Annotated in this window: 14 protein-coding genes and 1 tRNA gene; 9 read left to right on the plus strand and 6 right to left on the minus strand. The window is 53.0% G+C overall.

Annotated elements, in window-relative coordinates; all coding sequences use genetic code 11:
* Positions 1 to 117: 117 nt before the first annotated feature.
* Entirely contained in the window at positions 118 to 1,302 is a 1,185-nt protein-coding gene (locus ABSH60_RS18950; RefSeq protein WP_122095490.1) for a M20 peptidase aminoacylase family protein, read from the minus strand.
* Between the two features lie 236 nt (positions 1,303 to 1,538).
* Between ABSH60_RS18950 and ABSH60_RS18955 the strand changes: the two genes are divergently transcribed.
* From ABSH60_RS18955 to ABSH60_RS18980, 6 genes are all read left to right on the plus strand, one after another.
* Positions 1,539 to 2,525, plus strand: a complete 987-nt coding sequence (locus ABSH60_RS18955; protein ID WP_390975273.1) for an MsnO8 family LLM class oxidoreductase — start codon at positions 1,539 to 1,541, stop codon at positions 2,523 to 2,525.
* Between the two features lie 9 nt (positions 2,526 to 2,534).
* The gene (locus tag ABSH60_RS18960) at positions 2,535 to 3,872 is read left to right on the plus strand and encodes an LLM class flavin-dependent oxidoreductase (protein ID WP_136377298.1); all 1,338 of its coding nucleotides are present in this window, start codon (positions 2,535 to 2,537) and stop codon (positions 3,870 to 3,872) included.
* Between the two features lie 185 nt (positions 3,873 to 4,057).
* A complete protein-coding gene (locus ABSH60_RS18965; protein ID WP_390975275.1) occupies positions 4,058 to 5,035 on the plus strand; it encodes an acryloyl-CoA reductase in 978 nt (325 codons plus the stop codon).
* 194 nt (positions 5,036 to 5,229) lie between these two features.
* Positions 5,230 to 6,204, plus strand: a complete 975-nt coding sequence (locus tag ABSH60_RS18970) for a chemotaxis protein (protein WP_122095487.1) — start codon at positions 5,230 to 5,232, stop codon at positions 6,202 to 6,204.
* Positions 6,205 to 6,494: 290 nt separating this feature from the next.
* Positions 6,495 to 7,589, plus strand: coding sequence for a diguanylate cyclase (locus ABSH60_RS18975; RefSeq protein ID WP_390975278.1), 1,095 nt, complete (start codon positions 6,495 to 6,497; stop codon positions 7,587 to 7,589).
* Between the two features lie 173 nt (positions 7,590 to 7,762).
* Positions 7,763 to 8,302 (plus strand): DUF2058 domain-containing protein, encoded by a 540-nt coding sequence (locus ABSH60_RS18980; RefSeq protein ID WP_056780564.1) that lies wholly within the window; start codon positions 7,763 to 7,765, stop codon positions 8,300 to 8,302.
* Positions 8,303 to 8,311: 9 nt separating this feature from the next.
* Here the strand turns inward: ABSH60_RS18980 and ABSH60_RS18985 are convergent, their stop codons facing one another.
* Both ABSH60_RS18985 and ABSH60_RS18990 read right to left on the minus strand, forming a co-directional pair.
* Positions 8,312 to 9,010: a pseudouridine synthase gene (locus ABSH60_RS18985; protein WP_390975280.1), complete on the minus strand. Its 699-nt coding sequence runs from the start codon at positions 9,008 to 9,010 to the stop codon at positions 8,312 to 8,314.
* 219 nt (positions 9,011 to 9,229) lie between these two features.
* Positions 9,230 to 9,305: transfer RNA gene (locus tag ABSH60_RS18990), tRNA-Asn, on the minus strand.
* A gap of 265 nt (positions 9,306 to 9,570) precedes the next feature.
* On the opposite strand from ABSH60_RS18990, the gene ABSH60_RS18995 reads away from it, so the two are divergent.
* Positions 9,571 to 10,596: an LLM class flavin-dependent oxidoreductase gene (locus tag ABSH60_RS18995; RefSeq protein ID WP_056780558.1), complete on the plus strand. Its 1,026-nt coding sequence runs from the start codon at positions 9,571 to 9,573 to the stop codon at positions 10,594 to 10,596.
* A 261-nt stretch (positions 10,597 to 10,857) separates the two neighbouring features.
* Positions 10,858 to 13,068, plus strand: coding sequence for a catalase/peroxidase HPI (katG, locus tag ABSH60_RS19000; RefSeq protein WP_390975282.1), 2,211 nt, complete (start codon positions 10,858 to 10,860; stop codon positions 13,066 to 13,068).
* A 235-nt stretch (positions 13,069 to 13,303) separates the two neighbouring features.
* On the opposite strand, the gene ABSH60_RS19005 is transcribed toward katG, so the two are convergent.
* The 3 genes from ABSH60_RS19005 to ABSH60_RS19015 all read right to left on the minus strand — a co-directional run bounded on the left by ABSH60_RS19005 (position 13,304) and on the right by ABSH60_RS19015 (position 16,238).
* Positions 13,304 to 14,335, minus strand: coding sequence for a methionine synthase (locus ABSH60_RS19005; protein WP_122095463.1), 1,032 nt, complete (start codon positions 14,333 to 14,335; stop codon positions 13,304 to 13,306).
* Positions 14,336 to 14,362: 27 nt separating this feature from the next.
* Positions 14,363 to 15,346 (minus strand): putative oxygenase MesX, encoded by a 984-nt coding sequence (locus ABSH60_RS19010; protein ID WP_390975284.1) that lies wholly within the window; start codon positions 15,344 to 15,346, stop codon positions 14,363 to 14,365.
* 331 nt (positions 15,347 to 15,677) lie between these two features.
* Positions 15,678 to 16,238, minus strand: coding sequence for a TetR family transcriptional regulator (locus ABSH60_RS19015; protein ID WP_390975286.1), 561 nt, complete (start codon positions 16,236 to 16,238; stop codon positions 15,678 to 15,680).
* Between the two features lie 157 nt (positions 16,239 to 16,395).
* Between ABSH60_RS19015 and ABSH60_RS19020 the strand changes: the two genes are divergently transcribed.
* Positions 16,396 to 17,178 carry an SDR family NAD(P)-dependent oxidoreductase gene (locus ABSH60_RS19020; protein WP_390975288.1) on the plus strand — a complete coding sequence of 261 codons (783 nt, stop codon included), beginning with the start codon at positions 16,396 to 16,398 and terminating at the stop codon, positions 17,176 to 17,178.
* Positions 17,179 to 17,329: the final 151 nt, after the last annotated feature.

Consider the following 17,329-nt stretch of genomic DNA (forward strand, 5'->3'; position numbering starts at 1 on the left):
AAAACAACAAAATTAAATAATCAAAGAGAGAAAATGGAAATACAGCGCAGCGGATAAAACCCACGAAAAATGCCCGGAATATCCGGGCGTGAGGAAATAAAATCTGGAATAAAGCGGTTATCCGGCGGTTAATTCCTGCAAGGCTTTTTCGGCCAGTTGCTGGAAATAATTCGCCGCCGGGAAAATAGCGGCTTCATCCGGATTAAACTGCGGATGATGTAAACCAAATTCGCTGGCCGAGCCGATGCTGACGAATGCACCGGGGACGTGATGCAGATAAAACGCAAAGTCTTCGCCGCCCATTTGCGCGGTGGCTACTTCGGCTTTATACCCAAACTCAGCCGCCGCCTGCAGGCTGAACTCTGCCCAGCGCGGGGTGTTGACGACCGCCGGTGGCCCGCCAAACCAATGCAGTTCGGCCTGGGCGCCCAGGGCAGCGGCAACGCCGGAAATCAGCTGGCGGATCCGCCCCGGAATTTGCTCCCTGATATCGTCGTTGTGCGTGCGCACCGTGCCTTCCAGTTCGACATGCTGGGGCAGAACGTTCCAGGTGTTGCCGCCTTCGATGCGGGTCACGCTGACCACCGCCGATTCCTGCGCCGCCACATTGCGGCTGACCAGTGTTTGCAGCGCGGTGACGATATGGCTGGCGGTGACAATGCTGTCTACACCTTCTTCCGGATGCGCCGCGTGCGCGCCTTTGCCGGTGACCGTTATCTGGAAGCGATCGACGTTGGCGTAGAACGCGCCGCCCTTGGTGGAGAAGGTGCCCACCGGCAATTCAGGCGCATTGTGCAGGCCAAAAATCGCATCAACGTTTTCCAGCGCACCGGCCTTGATCAGCTGTGAGGCACCGCCAAACCGCTCTTCCGCAGGCTGGAAAAACAACCGCACGCGGCCAGGCAATTGGTCTTCCCGCGCTTTGAGCAAATAGGCCGCGCCGAGGATCACCGACGTGTGGAAATCATGGCCGCAGGCGTGCATGACGCCCGGTTGCTGCGAGCTGAACGGCACGCCGGAGGTTTCTTCAATCGGCAGGGCGTCGATATCCCCGCGCAGCGCCACCACCGGCCCGTGCTCAGGGCCAATTTCAGCGACAACGCCGGTTTTCAGCCCGAGGGATAATATACGGATCCCCGCCGCGTTCAGCCAGTCGGTAATTTTCCGGGTGGTGACAAATTCCTGATTGGATAATTCAGGATGTTGATGTAATTCGCGACGGTGGGCGATGAGCTGCTTTTCTAATTCAGTATTTTTTGTACCTGCATCGGTACGGATTTCATCGGCAAGTGAAAGGGTCATTATAAATAGCCTTATATGGGTAGAGATTGCAGTCATTTCATCCTAGCCACTCAGGGCGAAGGGACTAAATACCCTGTGGCTATAATTTATAAACGAAATCGCAAACGCGCCGCATAGCAAAATATTCACTATAGAAACGCGATTTAATTATTTCGTTTCAGGCTGACTTCGTGGAACTCTTTTTATCATTAATGATGTTGCTACCGGACACCGGCAGATAAAAAGGAATGCCCGACGTGAATTACCGACTGAGCTTATTAGATCAAAGCCCGATACCTGACGGGCAGAGCGCTGCGCAGGCACTGGAGTCGACGCTGACCTTTGCGCAGGCGGCGGAGAAACTGGGGTATCACCGCTTATGGGTTTCCGAGCACCATGACACCGACAAACTGGCTGGCAGTTCGCCGGAAGTGCTGATCGCCTGGCTGCTGGCGCGCACCTCGCGGCTGCGTATCGGCTCTGGCGGTGTGATGCTGCAACATTACAGCCCGTACAAAGTGGCAGAGAATTTCCATCTTTTGTCCTCGCTGGCGCCGGATCGCGTTGATATCGGCATCGGCAAGGCGCCCGGCGGTTTGCCGCTTTCGACCAAAGCCTTGCGTGCGCACAATCACGCGGACAATGCGCCGGGCTTTCCCGCGCAGTTGCAGCAGCTCACGCATTATCTGACCCATCTTGATGACCACCTGGCCGGGACCGAAGCGCGCGCCTTGCCGCGTCCGCCGGTGGCTCCGCAGCGCTTTCTGCTGGGTGCCAGTAAAGAGAGCGCGCGGCTGGCGGCATCCCTTGGCTGGAACTTTGTTTTCGCCGGTTTCATCAATACGTCAGCAGAAGTGATGACTGAATCGGTGCTGGCATTCCATGAATATTCTGCGGGTCAGGGCCAGGCTCTGGTGAGCCTGGCGGTGCTGGCGGCGCAAACGCGTGAAGAGGCCGCCGCTCTGGTGGCGGAACAACATAATTTTCGCGTCACGATTGGCGACCGGCACGTCACCGTCGGCACGCGCGAGCAGGCGGAAGCCTTTGTCCGTCAGGCCGGTGAGAAACATTTCACCATCGAAAAGCAGCAGATAAGCGTGCTGCACGGCACACCCGGCGATATCCATGAGCAGTTGCGTGATATTCAGCGCCGTCTGTGCGTCAACGAATTCGTCCTGCACACCCCACTGACAGATGCCGCCGTGCGTCTGAAGTCCATTGAATTGCTGGCTGGCCAGCTGTAAGGAGATTTCATGAGCCATTCAAAAAGTATCAAGCTCGGTCTGATGTTGCACGGTGCAGGCGGCCATATGAATTCATGGCGTCATCAACAGGCGCCTGCCGATGCGAGCGTTAATTTCCCCTATTTTCGTGATCTGGCCCTGCGCGCCGAAGCCGCCGGGTTTGATTTCCTGTTTGTCGCCGACGGCCTGCACATCAACGAAAAATCGCTGCCGCATTTCCTCAACCGTTTTGAGCCGATCGCGCTGCTGTCTGCGCTGGCCTCAGCCACGCACAGCATCGGGTTGGCGGGCACCATTTCAACCTCTTACAGCGATCCCTTTACCGTCGCGCGTCAGCTGGCGACGGTAGACAACATCAGCCAGGGGCGCGCGGGCTGGAACGTGGTGACGTCGCCGCTGGCCGGTTCAGCTAAAAACTTTGGCAAGGATCACCCTGAACACGCGCTGCGTTACCAGATTGCCGAGGAGTACATCAGCGTGGTGCAGGGGTTGTGGGATTCCTGGGAAGACGATGCGTTTGTCCGTGACCGTGAAAGTGGCGTGTTTTTCGATGCCGCCAAACTGCACAAACTGAACCATCAGGGGCAGTTCTTCTCGGTGGAAGGGCCGCTGAACATACAGCGTTCGCCACAGGGGCAGCCGGTGATTTTCCAGGCCGGTGCGTCCGATGCCGGGATCGCCCTGGCGGGAAAATCTGCCGATGCCGTTTTCACTAACGCCCGCACGCTGGAAGAAGCGCAGGAGTATTCGGCCAAATTACAGGCGCAGGTGGCGAAAAATGGCCGTCATCCGGTGGGTATTTTCCCCGGCATCAGCCCGATCGTCGGCAATACCGAAGAAGAGGCCGAAGCCAAATATCAGTATTTGCTGTCGCTGTTATCCCTCGACGATGCGCTGGCGTACCTCGGGCGCTTCTTCGATCACCACGATTTCAGCCAGTATCCGCCGGACGGCCCGTTCCCGGAGCTGGGCGATCTGGGGCAAAACACCTTCCGTTCGACCACAGACAGCATCAAGAAACAGGCTAAAGAGCAGCATCTGACGCTGCGTGAAGTGGCCTATCAGACAACGCTGCCGCGCGGTGAGTTTTTCGGCACGCCGGAGCAGGTCGCCGATACGCTGATCCGTTGGGTGGAAGAGGGCGGTGCGAGCGGATTTATCATCAGCGGACCGGTACTGGTGGAAGCGCTCGCCGACATCACGCGGCTGGTGTTGCCGGTGCTGGAAGCGCGCGGTTACTGGCATCCTTCGCAGGCGACGACGCTGCGCGAACGGCTGGATATCCCGTTCAAATCCAACCGCTACAGCGTGCAGGAAACCCGCCGTGAAACGGTGAACGAGAAATAGTTACAACATACAAGCCATTGACTCCCCGCCCGCTTCGGTAGCCCCGAGCGGGCTTTTTGCTTTGCAGGGCGGTACAGGGTGCCGGGGGGTATCCTGACAAAAAGCCTTCCGGGCTTGCCTCGTCAAAAGATTGGGCGTAGGTTTCGCAAAACCCTTCGAAATCCCGGAACGCTTAAGGAAAACATATGAAAGCATTGGTTCTCGAACAACAAGACAAGGCAACGCTTGCGCACGTGAAAGAGATTGCGCTGCCGGAAATGACGGAAGGCGATGTGCTGGTCGATGTCAGCTGGTCAGGGCTTAATTACAAAGACGCGCTGGCCATCACCGGCCAGGGCAAAATTATCCGTCAGTTTCCGATGGTGCCGGGCATCGATTTTTCCGGCCACGTCAGCCGCAGCAAAGACCCGCGTTTCTCCGTCGGGCAGTCAGTGATCCTCACCGGCTGGGGCGTCGGTGAAACCCACTGGGGCGGGCTGGCGGAACAGGCCTGCGTGAAAGGCGACTGGCTGGTGCACTTGCCGGAAGGCATGGCGGCGCGTAACGCCATGATCATCGGTACCGCCGGATTCACCGCCATGCTGTGCGTGATGGCGCTGGAAGACGCCGGTGTGACGCCGGAAAGTGGCACCGTGGTGGTGACCGGTGCCAGCGGGGGGGTCGGCAGCACGGCGGTGGCGTTACTGCATACCCTCGGTTACACCGTGGCGGCGGTCACCGGCCGGGAATCGACCCACGAATACCTGCGTAAACTGGGCGCCAGCGAGATCCTCTCCCGTGATGATTTCTCCGAAACCCGTCCGCTGGAAAAACAGATCTGGGCCGGTGCGGTGGATACGGTCGGTGACAAAGTGCTGGCGAAACTGCTGGCGCAGACCAATTACGGCGGCTGCGTGGCGGCCTGCGGCCTGGCCGGAGGGTTTAATCTGCCGACTACCGTGATGCCGTTTATCCTGCGCAATGTGCGTCTGCAGGGCGTCGATTCGGTGTCGGTGCCTGCCGAACGCCGTGCGGCGGTCTGGGAACGCCTGATGAATACCCTGCCGGAAAGCTTCTACCAGCAGGCTGCCACGGAGATCACGCTGGAAAATACGCCAGCGGTGGCGGCAGATTTCCTGAACAATAACATTCAGGGCAGAACCCTGGTGAAGATCGGCGGCTAAGCTGCCTGACCCGGTATCCTCTGCGATACCGGGTAACTTTCCGCTCAATTTTCTCTTCGCTCTAAAGAATTGCCCCTGACCAGCCGATAAAAAGAATGTCCCTCTGAGAAAAAAGAGAATGAAATTCCTTATTTTCCGAATGACGCACAGCGTAATCACAGACAAAAACAAATCACGACAGGCCTGGGGAAAGTATGGACAATTTTCAGAAAGACATCGATGAGAGAACGAACCTCACTTCATCTAACCGCTTTGAATTATTGCTGTTCCGTCTGGGCTCTGCGCCAGATGAAGAAAAGTCTGAACTCTTTGGTATCAACGTGTTTAAACTCCGTGAAATCGTACCGATGCCTGCGCTGACGAAAGCGGCGGGTATGGCGTCGCCGATGATGGGGATGGCTAATATTCGCGGTGAAATTATTCCGGTGATCGACCTGCCTGCCGTGGTGGGCTGTGTACCTAAAACCGGCCTGAACATTCTGCTGGTCACCGAATATGCGCGCAGTACACAGGCGTTTGCGGTGGAATCGGTTGACGATATCGTCCGTCTTGAATGGAGCCAGGTGCTGGCTGCGGAATCCGGTGTGAAGAGCCGCAACATCACCAGCATTGCGCGTCTGGATAACGATACCTCCAGCAACCGTCTGGCGCTGGTGCTCGACGTCGAACAAATCCTCTATGACATCGTGCCGTCCAGTGGCAACGTGTCCATCGATAAGCAAAAAACCAAAGCGTTTTCTCTCAAACCGGGCGCGGTGGCGATCGTGGCGGAAGATTCCAAAGTGGCGCGTTCGATGCTTGAGAAGGGCCTGAACATGATGGAAATTCCGGCGCAGATGCATATCACCGGTCTGGAAGCCTGGAATAAAATCCGCAAAATGGCTGAAGAGTGCAAAGCCGAAGGGCGCCCGATTTCCGATAAAATTTCCTTCGTATTAACCGATCTGGAAATGCCGGAAATGGATGGCTTTACGCTGACGCTCAATATTAAGCGTGATGAGTTCCTGAAAAATATTCCGGTGATCATCCACTCTTCTTTATCCGGCAGCGCCAACGAAGATCATGTGCGCAGAGTCGGGGCTGACGGTTACGTCGCCAAATTCGAAATCAACGAACTGGAAGCGGCAATTCACAAAGCGCTGGACGCCAAAGCGGTGGCGGTGGCGTAACGGCTGAAAAGGGCAGCGGCCTGCATTGCGTGTTTCCGGTCAGGGTTGGCTCAATTTTCGATATATTGCAGGGCGGTAAGGGAAATATTCCAGATACCGCCCTGTGTGTTATTTATCACTGCCGTTTCATGTCAATAAAATAATGCACATTTAACTTCATGGTGTTAATGGTGTTAAGTTGCTGGCACGCGTGGATAATTGTAATTAATGTTATTTCCGGGTGCTTTGTTTTGCTTTTCGGGAAATGTTAGTATTGCGCACATTAAGTCCGCACAATATTGGAAAGATTGATGATGTTTTTCCTGGAAGAAACGTTAATAAATACGCTTGTCGGAATGTGTATTACCTATACCTGTATTTCAATTCCTTTTTTATATGTGAAGTTTACGCAGAAAAACAGCCTGCTGGTGAAGTGCGGCCTGGGTGTGCTGTTCGGGTTGGCAAGCGCTTATATTTTTCAGGAAGGGTCTGTCAATCATGCCAGTCTTTACAGCGTGATTATCGCTCCGGTTACCTTTGGTTTTATCTTCTACGGCTACCCGGTGCTGATTTTAGGCTTTATAACAAGCACGCTATTTATTTTCGGGAAAACCAGTTATTACGATGTGTTTTCCATTATCTATTTTATCTGTCTGACCGGATTCAGCCTGACACATCGTAAAGGCATGATGTTTGTCATTTTGTCCTACAGCATTGCTCAGTCGATTAATTTGCTGTCACATATTTCCGCACTCCACGACAACGGGTACTGGGAACTGGCGATCGTCAAAACGCTGATGAGTCTGGTATTCCTGATGGTGTTGTATTTTTCTTTTGGAAAACTGACCGACCTTTCAACCAGTAAAAATTATTTTAAAAAAGCCTCAGAAACCGATCCGCTGACCGGCGTCAGTAATCGGCGGAGTATTGATCTCTATTTAAAAGAAGCGGAAGAAAACAGCAGCAGCAATTTCTGCGTATTTATGCTGGATATCGATAACTTCAAATCAATTAATGATAATTTCGGTCACCCGTTTGGCGATGAAATTATCAGCACGGTGGCCAAAATTATTAAAAAGAATATTCGCGGCAATGATTTTGTCGGCAGGTATGGCGGCGAAGAATTTCTGATCGTACTCAATTCCGGCCTCGTCAACGCGCTGCCGGTGGCAGAAAAAATGCGCCTGAAAATCCAGGAGCATGTCAGTGCCAGTCAGGGGCCGGACAATGTCCGCATTACCGTTTCCGTCGGCGTCGCCGAACATGCACCGGGTTCCCCGGTAAACGGCACGGTCGCCAACGCCGACAGCGCGCTGTATCAGGCCAAGACCCAGGGAAAGAACCGGGTCATCGCCTGGGAAACCCTGCAGGATGCCGACGAGGGGAACGTCAGGGGGGAACCCTGACTATCATTCACGTTAACGCCCGTTTTTTTCCCTCGTGCCGAAAGCCGGAAAGCGGAGCGGGCAAGGGGCTGGTTAACCGCAAATCTTAGCGTAATCCGATCCTGCAACCTGATACAGCCCCGCCATTTACAGGTATAATCCCACAAATTTTTTAAACTGGTTTAGAAACGAAGATGACAAAACTCACCTTACAAGAGCAGTTGCTGAAAGCCGGATTAGTCTCCAGCAAGAAAATGGAAAAAGTCCAAAGAACGGCTAAAAAATCACGTGTTCAGAGCCGTGAGGCAAGGGCGGCTGTGGAAGAGAACAAAAAAGCCCAGCTTGAGCGTGACAAACAGCTCAGCGAACAACAAAAACAGGCGGCCCTGTCTAAAGAGTATAAGGCTCAGGTTAAGCAGCTGATTGAGATGAACCGAATCACTGACGCCAAAGGCGATATTGGTTTTAACTTCACCGACGGTAACTTAATTAAAAAGATCTACGTGGATAAAACGACGCAAAGCCAGCTGATCAGCGGGCGTCTGGCGATCGCCCGTCTGCTGGTTGATAGCAACGGCGAGAGCGAATACGCGATCATCCCGGCAAGCGTCGCGGATAAAATTGCGCAGCGCGATGCGGGCAGTATCGTGCTAAACAGCACGCTGAGTCAGGAAGAGCAAGACGAAGAAGATCCGTATGCTGATTTCAAAGTGCCTGATGATTTGATGTGGTAATAAACCGGTTCAGAACGGACTTTCGTGACGGGCAACCATCGGCTCCTGGCTGACGGGGTGAACAAAATGCAGTTCACTGGCATGCAGCATCAGGCGCGGTGTCCGTTCGGTTCCCGGCAGCAAAAGTCCGCCATACAGGTCACAACCCAGAATAGGGTGGCCTGTGTGCTGACAGTGGATCCGCAACTGATGCGTGCGGCCGGTTTCCGGGGTGAGCAGTACCCGCGTTAACGGCAGTGACGTCCCGTCATCCTGTTCCTGATAAAACCGCTCAATGACCTGATAGCCAGAACGCGCGGGTTTGCCGCTGAGTGCGCAAATTGACATCAGCGGGAAAAGCGCCGGATCTTTGGCAATCGGCGCGTCTATCACCCCTTCATCTTCGTCCAGATGTCCGCAAAGCAGCGCGCTGTACACTTTGGTGACGGTGCGCAGGCTGAACTGCTGGCAGAGGGCGGCATTAACCGCTTTGTTGCGGGCAATCACCATCAAACCGGATGTCCCAAAATCCAGGCGGTGAACCAGCGTGCAGCCGGGAAATATCTGTACCAGCCGGTGATGCACTGAATCAAGATTTTGCGGATTTTTGCCCGAAAGGCTGAGCAGACCGGACGGCTTATTGATGAGCACCAGATGGTCATCCTGATACAGCGTCTCAATCTGGTCATGGCACGGCGGGGCAATAAACGTATCGATAATCGTAGACATCAGGCAACCCGGACGGAAAGTGGGAGCGGATGATAACGAATTTTAAACCGAGTTACGACGTCAGGGATGTTCTCAACCAACAGCGCCTTTGTTGACTGTCGGTCGATCATACCGTTGCTCTATGCCCCCGCTGCCATAACCTAATCAGAGCTGAGTCTGAATATGACGCATAAAAAACAAAAAGCCCGCTTAAGTTTCCTTAAGCGGGCTTCTTTAATTTGGCTCCTCTGACTGGACTCGAACCAGTGACATACGGATTAACAGTCCGCCGTTCTACCGACTGAACTACAGAGGAATCGTGTGAACGGGGCGCATAATAACGAGTGACGGGGGCGGGATCAAAGGTTTTTTTGCTGCGACGTTCTGATGGGAGACAATTTGTGCAGATGGGTCAAAAAACAATAAATCTTTCCCGCAGTTCATCAAATAAACTGAACCCTTATGTTAAATAAATGACATTTATTCTCATCCTGAGTCGCGTAAAGTAATCCCATCAGTGTGCTGTTATCCGCCAGTCGGGTCCGGCGCAGCGTTTTTCGCACTATGAGGATGAATACGCGATGAAAAAGATTGGATTTTTATCATTTGGCCACTGGACGCCATCTCCGCAGTCGGGCACCCGTTCGGCAGCAGATGCATTATTACAATCTATCGATCTGGCCGTTGCGGCTGAAGAGCTGGGAGCCGACGGCGCTTATTTCCGCGTGCATCACTTTGCCCGTCAGCTGGCCTCGCCATTCCCGTTGCTGGCGGCCATTGGCGCCAAAACCCGCAAGATCGAGATTGGTACCGGTGTTATCGATATGCGTTACGAGAATCCGCTGTATATGGCCGAAAGCGCCAGCGCCGCTGATTTGATTTCCGGGGGGCGTTTGCAGCTCGGTATCAGCCGGGGTTCGCCGGAGCAGGTGATCGACGGCTGGCGCTATTTTGGTTATCAGCCGGAAGAGGGAGAAACCGAAGCCGATATGGCGCGCCGTCATACTGAAAAGCTGCTGGATGCGCTGCGCGGCGAAGGTTTTGCGAAACCCAATCCGCAACCGATGTTTCCAAATCCGCCAGGTTTGCTGCGCACTGAGCCTTATTCTGAAGGGCTGCGCGAGCGCATCTGGTGGGGCGCTGGCTCGAATGCGACCGCCGTCTGGGCCGCGAAGCTGGGCATGAATTTGCAAAGCTCAACGCTGAAAGATGATGAAACCGGCGAGCCGTTCCATATTCAGCAGGCGCAGCAAATCCGCGCCTATCGTGCGGCCTGGAAGGAAGCCGGGCATGAGCGGGCACCGCGTGTCTCGGTCAGCCGCAGCATTTTTGCCCTGATGGATGACCGCGATCGCATGTACTTTGGCGGCAGCAGTAACGATGGCGATAAAGTGGGTTTCCTCGATGAGAAAACCCGTGCGATTTTCGGTCGCAGCTATGCAGCCAGCCCGGAACTGTTGATCAAACAGCTGAAACAGGATGAAGCCATCGCCGAAGCCGACACCTTGTTACTGACCGTGCCGAATCAGTTGGGTGTTGAGTATAACGTGCATGTGATTGAGTCGATCCTTAAACATGTTGCTCCCGAAATGGGATGGCGTGAGTAGTCGCCAAGCAACATGACGAAACGAAAGCCCGTCGGGGGAAACCCTGACGGGCTTTTTTCTTTTTGCGACGCGGGCAGATAAGCCGCTGTCATTAAGGGGTTATTCTATAATCAGTGATGCCATTATTTTGATGAAAAAACCCGCAGGCATTGCACAAAATTCTGAAGGCAAGATCTATCAAATACATAGGGTGATTCAGATGTGACTGGTTTCAATCCGCGTATAGAGTAGCAATGAGACTACAAAAACAGGAGTGTGAGCATGAGCAATTCCATTGATGAAGAAGCAAAAGACGCAAAGCCCATTGTTGAAGCAGAAAGAGAAGCATCCGCCGGTAAATGCCCCTTCCATGAAGGTAATACCAATAAATCGTCCGGCGGTGGCACATCCAACCGTGACTGGTGGCCCAATCAGCTCAGGGTTGACCTGCTAAATCAGCACTCGACTCGTTCCAACCCGCTGGGCGAGACGTTTGATTATCGTAAAGAATTCGCTAAGTTAGATTACTCTGCACTCAAGTCCGATATCAAAGGGCTGCTCACCGAATCACAGGCCTGGTGGCCCGCCGACTGGGGCAGCTACATCGGCCTGTTCATCCGTATGGCGTGGCACAGCGCCGGGACGTATCGCTCCGTCGATGGACGCGGCGGATCAGGACGCGGTCAGCAACGCTTTTCTCCTCTCAACTCCTGGCCGGATAACGTCAGCCTCGATAAAGCGCGCCGCCTGTTGTGGCCTGTGAAGCAAAAATACGGTCAGAAAATTTCCTGGGCAGATCTCTATATTCTGGCGGGTAACGTCGCACTGGAAAATTCCGGTTTCCGCACCTTTGGTTTTGGTGCCGGTCGCGAAGACGTCTGGGAACCGGATCTGGACGTGAACTGGGGTGACGAAACCACCTGGCTTGAACACCGCCATCCTGAAGAACTGGCAAAATCTCCGCTGGGTGCAACGGAAATGGGGCTGATTTACGTGAACCCGGAAGGTCCAAATCACAGCGGTGATCCGGCTTCTGCCGCTCCGGCCATCCGTGCCACCTTCGGCAATATGGGGATGAACGACGAGGAAATCGTCGCGCTCATCGCCGGTGGTCATACGCTCGGTAAAACGCATGGCGCTGCATCTGCCACCCATGTGGGTGTTGATCCCGAAACCGCACCGATTGAATCTCAGGGCCTCGGCTGGGCAAGCAGCCACGGAACCGGCGCGGGCGCAGATGCCATCACCTCCGGTCTGGAAGTGATCTGGTCGCAAACCCCGACGCAGTGGAGCAATTACTTCTTCGAAAACCTCTTCAAATATGAGTGGGTGCAGACCCGCAGCCCGGCGGGGGCTATTCAGTTTGAAGCCGCCGATGCTCCGGACATCATTCCTGATCCGTTCGACACGTCAAAAAAACGCAAACCGACCATGCTGGTCACCGATCTGACGCTGCGCTTTGATCCTGAGTTTGAAAAAATTTCACGTCGTTTCCACGGCGACCCGCAAGCCTTTAACGAAGCTTTTGCCAGGGCGTGGTACAAACTGACTCACCGCGATATGGGGCCAAAAGCGCGCTATATCGGGCCGGAAGTGCCAAAAGAAGATCTCATTTGGCAGGATCCGTTGCCGGTCCCTGTGTATCACCCGACCGTTGCTGAGATTGCGCAACTGAAGGAAAAAATTGCGGCTTCCGGTCTTACCGTCAGTGAACTCACGTCGGTCGCCTGGGCTTCGGCTTCGACTTTCCGTGGCGGCGACAAACGCGGGGGCGCGAACGGAGCACGCCTGGCGCTTCAGCCACAAAGAGGGTGGGAGGTGAATGCCACGGCGGCGCGCGTACTGCCCACTCTGGAATCCATCCAGCAGTCCTCCCGCACGGCCTCACTGGCGGATGTGATCGTACTGGCGGGCGTGGTCGGTGTTGAGCAGGCAGCGAAAGCGGCTGGCGTTGATATCGAGGTGCCATTCACTGCCGGTCGTGTGGATGCCCGTCAGGATCAGACGGACATTGAGTCCTTCGAATTGCTGAAACCTAAAGCCGATGGTTTTCGTAACTACCGTGGCAGTTCGGCCAATGCCTCGACCGAAAATCTGTTGATCGACAAGGCTCAGCAACTGACGCTGACCGTGCCTGAATTAACGGTGCTCGTCGGCGGATTACGCGCGCTGGGGGCAAACTATGACGGCAGTCAGCTGGGGGTTTTCTCGCAAAACACCGGCGAACTTAACACGGATTTCTTCGTCAATTTGCTCGACATGCGCACCGAATGGAAAGCCACCGACGGAACGGGTGAACGTTTCGAAGGCCGCGATCGCGTCAGCGGAGAGGGTAAATTCACTGCCTCCCGTGCCGATCTGGTGTTTGGTTCGAATGCCGTATTACGTGCAAATGCCGAGGTTTATGCCAGCGCTGATGCTAAAGAGAAGTTTGTGAAAGACTTTGTCGCTGCCTGGACAAAAGTGATGAACCTGGACCGGTTCGAACTGTAAACGTAAAGGCAGGACAGTAAAGGGTAGTTATTACCCTCAAAGCCCGCTCAGGGATAACTGAGCGGGCTTTTTAACAGGGAGATTACGCTGTCAGAGAGGGGATCCGCCGTTGCCGCCAGCGCCGGCTGAAGCAGTATTGGATTTTTCCGGGAATGGTGTTGCGGTGGTGAAGTGAGCCTGAATGGGAATCGCACCACCCTACAGGCTCACTTCAAACATCAGAAGGGTGGCGAAGTTATTTCGCCAGAAGCTCTTTGCGGACGATTTCAGCGCCTGCACTTAAGGCATCCAGCTTGCCTCTTGCCACGCTGCGAGGCAGGGGGATCATGCCGCAGTTAGTGCAAGGATAGAGCTTGTCGGCGTCTACAAACTGCAACGCTTTGCGAAGGGTGGCGGCGACTTCTTCCGGTGTTTCGATATTATTGGTTGCCACATCAATGGCTCCCACCATTACCTTTTTACCGCGAATAAGTTCCAGCAGCTCAATGGGTACATGGGAGTTCTGACATTCCAGTGAAATAATATCGATATTAGATTTTTGCAGTTTTGGAAAAATCTCTTCATATTGTCGCCATTCGGTGCCCAGCGTTTTTTTCCAGTCTGTATTGGCTTTAATACCATAACCGTAGCAAATGTGGACAGCCGTTTCACATTTAAGCCCTTCGATAGCTCTTTCTAAAGTGGCAATGCCCCAGTCATTCACTTCATCAAAGAAGACATTAAACGCGGGCTCATCAAACTGAATAATATCGACGCCGACAGCTTCTAATTCTTTGGCTTCTTCATTGAGAATTTTAGCGAATTCCCAGGCAAGTTTTTCGCGACTTTTATAGTGGTTATCATACAGCGTATCGATCATGGTCATCGGCCCTGGCAGAGCCCATTTAATTGGTCGTGTGGTTTGCTGACGTAAAAACTTAGCATCTTCGACAAAAACCGATCGCTGGCGGCTTACCGGCCCAACAACCGTCGGCACGCTTGCTTCATAACGATTACGAATTTTAACCGTTTCGCGTTTTTCGAAGTCAACGCCGCTGAGGTTCTCAATAAACGTCGTGACAAAATGCTGACGGGTTTGCTCGCCGTCGCTGACAATATCAATACCCGCCTGTTGCTGATCTTCCAGACACAAACGCAGGGCGTCCTGTTTACCGTCAATTAATTCCTGATCCTGCAATTTCCACGGGGACCAAAGCACCTCAGGTTGTGCCAGCCAGGAAGGCTTAGGTAAACTGCCGGCAGTCGATGTCGGTAATAATTTTTTCATAACAGGTGACCTTATATTTTTTTATAATCAAAGAACGGTTTGCGCAGACCATTGTTCAAGAACGGATTGATAGGGTTTAATGAAGTTCTCTTCAGTAAACTTCCCTTGCTCAACAGCCAGCTGGCTACGTTCTTCCCGATCGTAAACAATGCGGGTTAAAGAATAATCCTGATAATTCAGGCTTGGCTGATACTGTATTCCGGCCGCAGAATTAGCATTGTAAATCTCAGGGCGGTAAATCTTTTGGAAAGTCTCCATCGTGCTGATGGTGCTGATCAGCTCAAGATTTGTGTAATCACTGAGTAAGTCGCCGGTAAAATAGAAGGCTAAAGGTGCCACGCTGTTTTCAGGCATGAAATATCGCGCCCGTAATCCCATTTTTGCGAAATATTCATCCGTCAGAGAAAGTTCGTCCTGCTGATATTCGATACCCAACACAGGATGTTTCACACCAGTGCGATAATAAGTGTTTTTACTGGAGACACTCAGGCATATCACCGGTTTCTTATTGAAGTTATCTTTATAGGTGTCTGAGTTGATGAAGCATTTAAATATATCCCCATGCAGTTCTCCAAATTTCTCAGGAAGACTGAATGCGGATTGGGTTTTATTGTGCGCTGGCAATAAAACGCTAAAATCATAATCCCTCACATAGGAGGAGAAATTATTCCCTAAAATACCTTCAATACGCTGACTGGTGTGTTTATCCACGATATTTGTTTTCAGTATTTCAATCACCGGGAAGGAATCTGAGCTGTCTTCGCCGGAAATAGTCAACTGAACAGTAATGATATCAAGTTCAACAGAATAGCGATCGCTCTTCGGGTTATCCCAGTGAGCCAGAGAGTTGAAGCGGTTATCGATCATCACTAAGGTGTTACGCAGGTTATCCTGGCGTTTCTCACCCCTTGCCAGATTAGCAAAGTTGGTGGTAATACGCGTATTTTCCGAGGGGTTATAATCTTCGTCGAAACGAATGCTCTTAATAGCAAAGGTAATATTTTTATTCATTGTTATCTGATATCCCGACATCTGATATGAAACCTGTTTTGATTGTTTGCTTTTCAGGGCTTCTCAATTTATTTTCAGATTTACCTTCAGCAGCCTCAAAATTTTCTATAGTTAATAACCGTGTATAATTTATGCCTGAGTCGCTGACTAAGGAAAAGTGATTTAATTTCACTGAACATGAACGATTTTCATGATCAGGGGAAAGATGTTCAGCTTCTCATGACAGTTCTTCACGCCTCCCGGACATAAGAAAGCCCGCTCAGATTTCTCCTCGCGGGCTTTTCAGCACTCATTTCGGCGCAGCCACGTGCACAAAGCAGGGGCGGAAAGCTCACTCCTCGCTGACGGACTTATTGAGAAGGCGCGCGCGGCATACCTCGAGGATCTCATCAGCCAGTGCTGAATCATCGGGGCAGGCGCGGGAGAGCACCAGAGCGCCAACAAGGTGGGCCATGCTGTCGATAAGGTCAGCGCGCGATGCGCTGTGCGGGCCACGTTCACTGGCTAACAGTGCCAACTGCGTTTCAATGCCTTGCGCAAATGCGGCTTTGATTGGCGCGGGCTGACGGGCGGTATCTGCCCCCAGCGCCGACATGACGCAACCCTTGCCCATGGATTCACGGTGCTCCCGGGAGAGGTAATTCTCCACAAATTGCTCACGGCTGACCCCCTGGGTACTTTCTGCCGATCGCATAAAACCGCAGCTCATTGCCTCCGACATCAAATCCGCCTTGGAGGCAAAGTGTTTATAGAAGCCGCCATGAGTGAAACCTGCCGCTGACATCAGTTCCGCGACGCCAACGCCGTCATAGCCCCGTTCGCGAAACAACACCGAAGCCGTTTCAACAATGTGTTTCCGGTTTTCACGAACCTGTTCTTTTGACACTTTCATTTTTGCCCACCTCCCGAAAATTCATGCCTCAAGTATACATTGATGATAACCGTAATCAAACCGATTGACTTTTTAGATTACGATCACCATCATTAAGTCTGTACTTTGGCCGCGCACTGGCGGATTTTGTTTACTCACCAATAAAGAAGATCAACTCATGACCAAATCATCAGTCCTCATTACTGGCGCTTCAACAGGCATCGGCGCTGTTTACGCAGAGCGTTTCGCCCGCCGGGGGCACAACCTTGTTCTGGTCGCCCGCGACAAGGCAAAACTCGACACTCTGGCCGGACGTCTGCGTCAGGAACACGGTGTGGCTGTCGACATTCTGCCCGCTGACCTGACCCAACCTGATGCACTGGCGGCTGTCGAAACCCGTCTGCGCGACGACGCGCAAATTGGCATTCTGATCAATAACGCGGGCATTGCGCAGTCCGGCGGTTTTGCGGAGCAGACGTCAGAGTCTATTGAACGACTGATTGCGCTGAATATCACTGCTCTGACGCGGCTGGCCAATGCCGCGACGCCGCGTTTTGTGCAGGCGGGAGAGGGCGCAATTGTCAATATCAGTTCCGTCGTCGGGCTGGCTCCGGAATTTATGATGTCGGTGTATGGCGCCACTAAAGCCTACGTGCTTTTCTTATCGCAGGGATTGGATCTGGAACTGTCATCCCGTGGCGTGTATGTCCAGGCGGTGCTGCCAGCCGGAACCTATACGGAAATTTGGGAACGCGCAGGCATTGACGTGACAACGTCACCTAAGATGATGCAGGTAGATGATCTAGTGGATGCCGCACTGGTCGGTTTTGACCGTCGCGAAAAGGTGACCATACCGCCACTGCAAAATGCCGCACACTGGGACACCCTCGACGGTGCGCGTCAGGCGCTGATTTCAGACATCAAACAAGATGAACCCGCAGCGCGATATAAATCCCTTTAATTAGGAAAGGTGCGTTGTGCAGGAGAACAAATGGTTGGCACAAGGGATGAGTCGCTGTGGGGAAGGAGACGTTTTACCCACGAATGTTGGCTGATATCGGGATGTTCAATCACAGAAATACCAAAGCAAAAAGCCCGCTTAAGTTTCCTTA

This window comes from Rahnella sp. R3(2024), from assembly GCF_042920125.1.
GTDB lineage: Bacteria > Pseudomonadota > Gammaproteobacteria > Enterobacterales > Enterobacteriaceae > Rahnella > Rahnella rivi.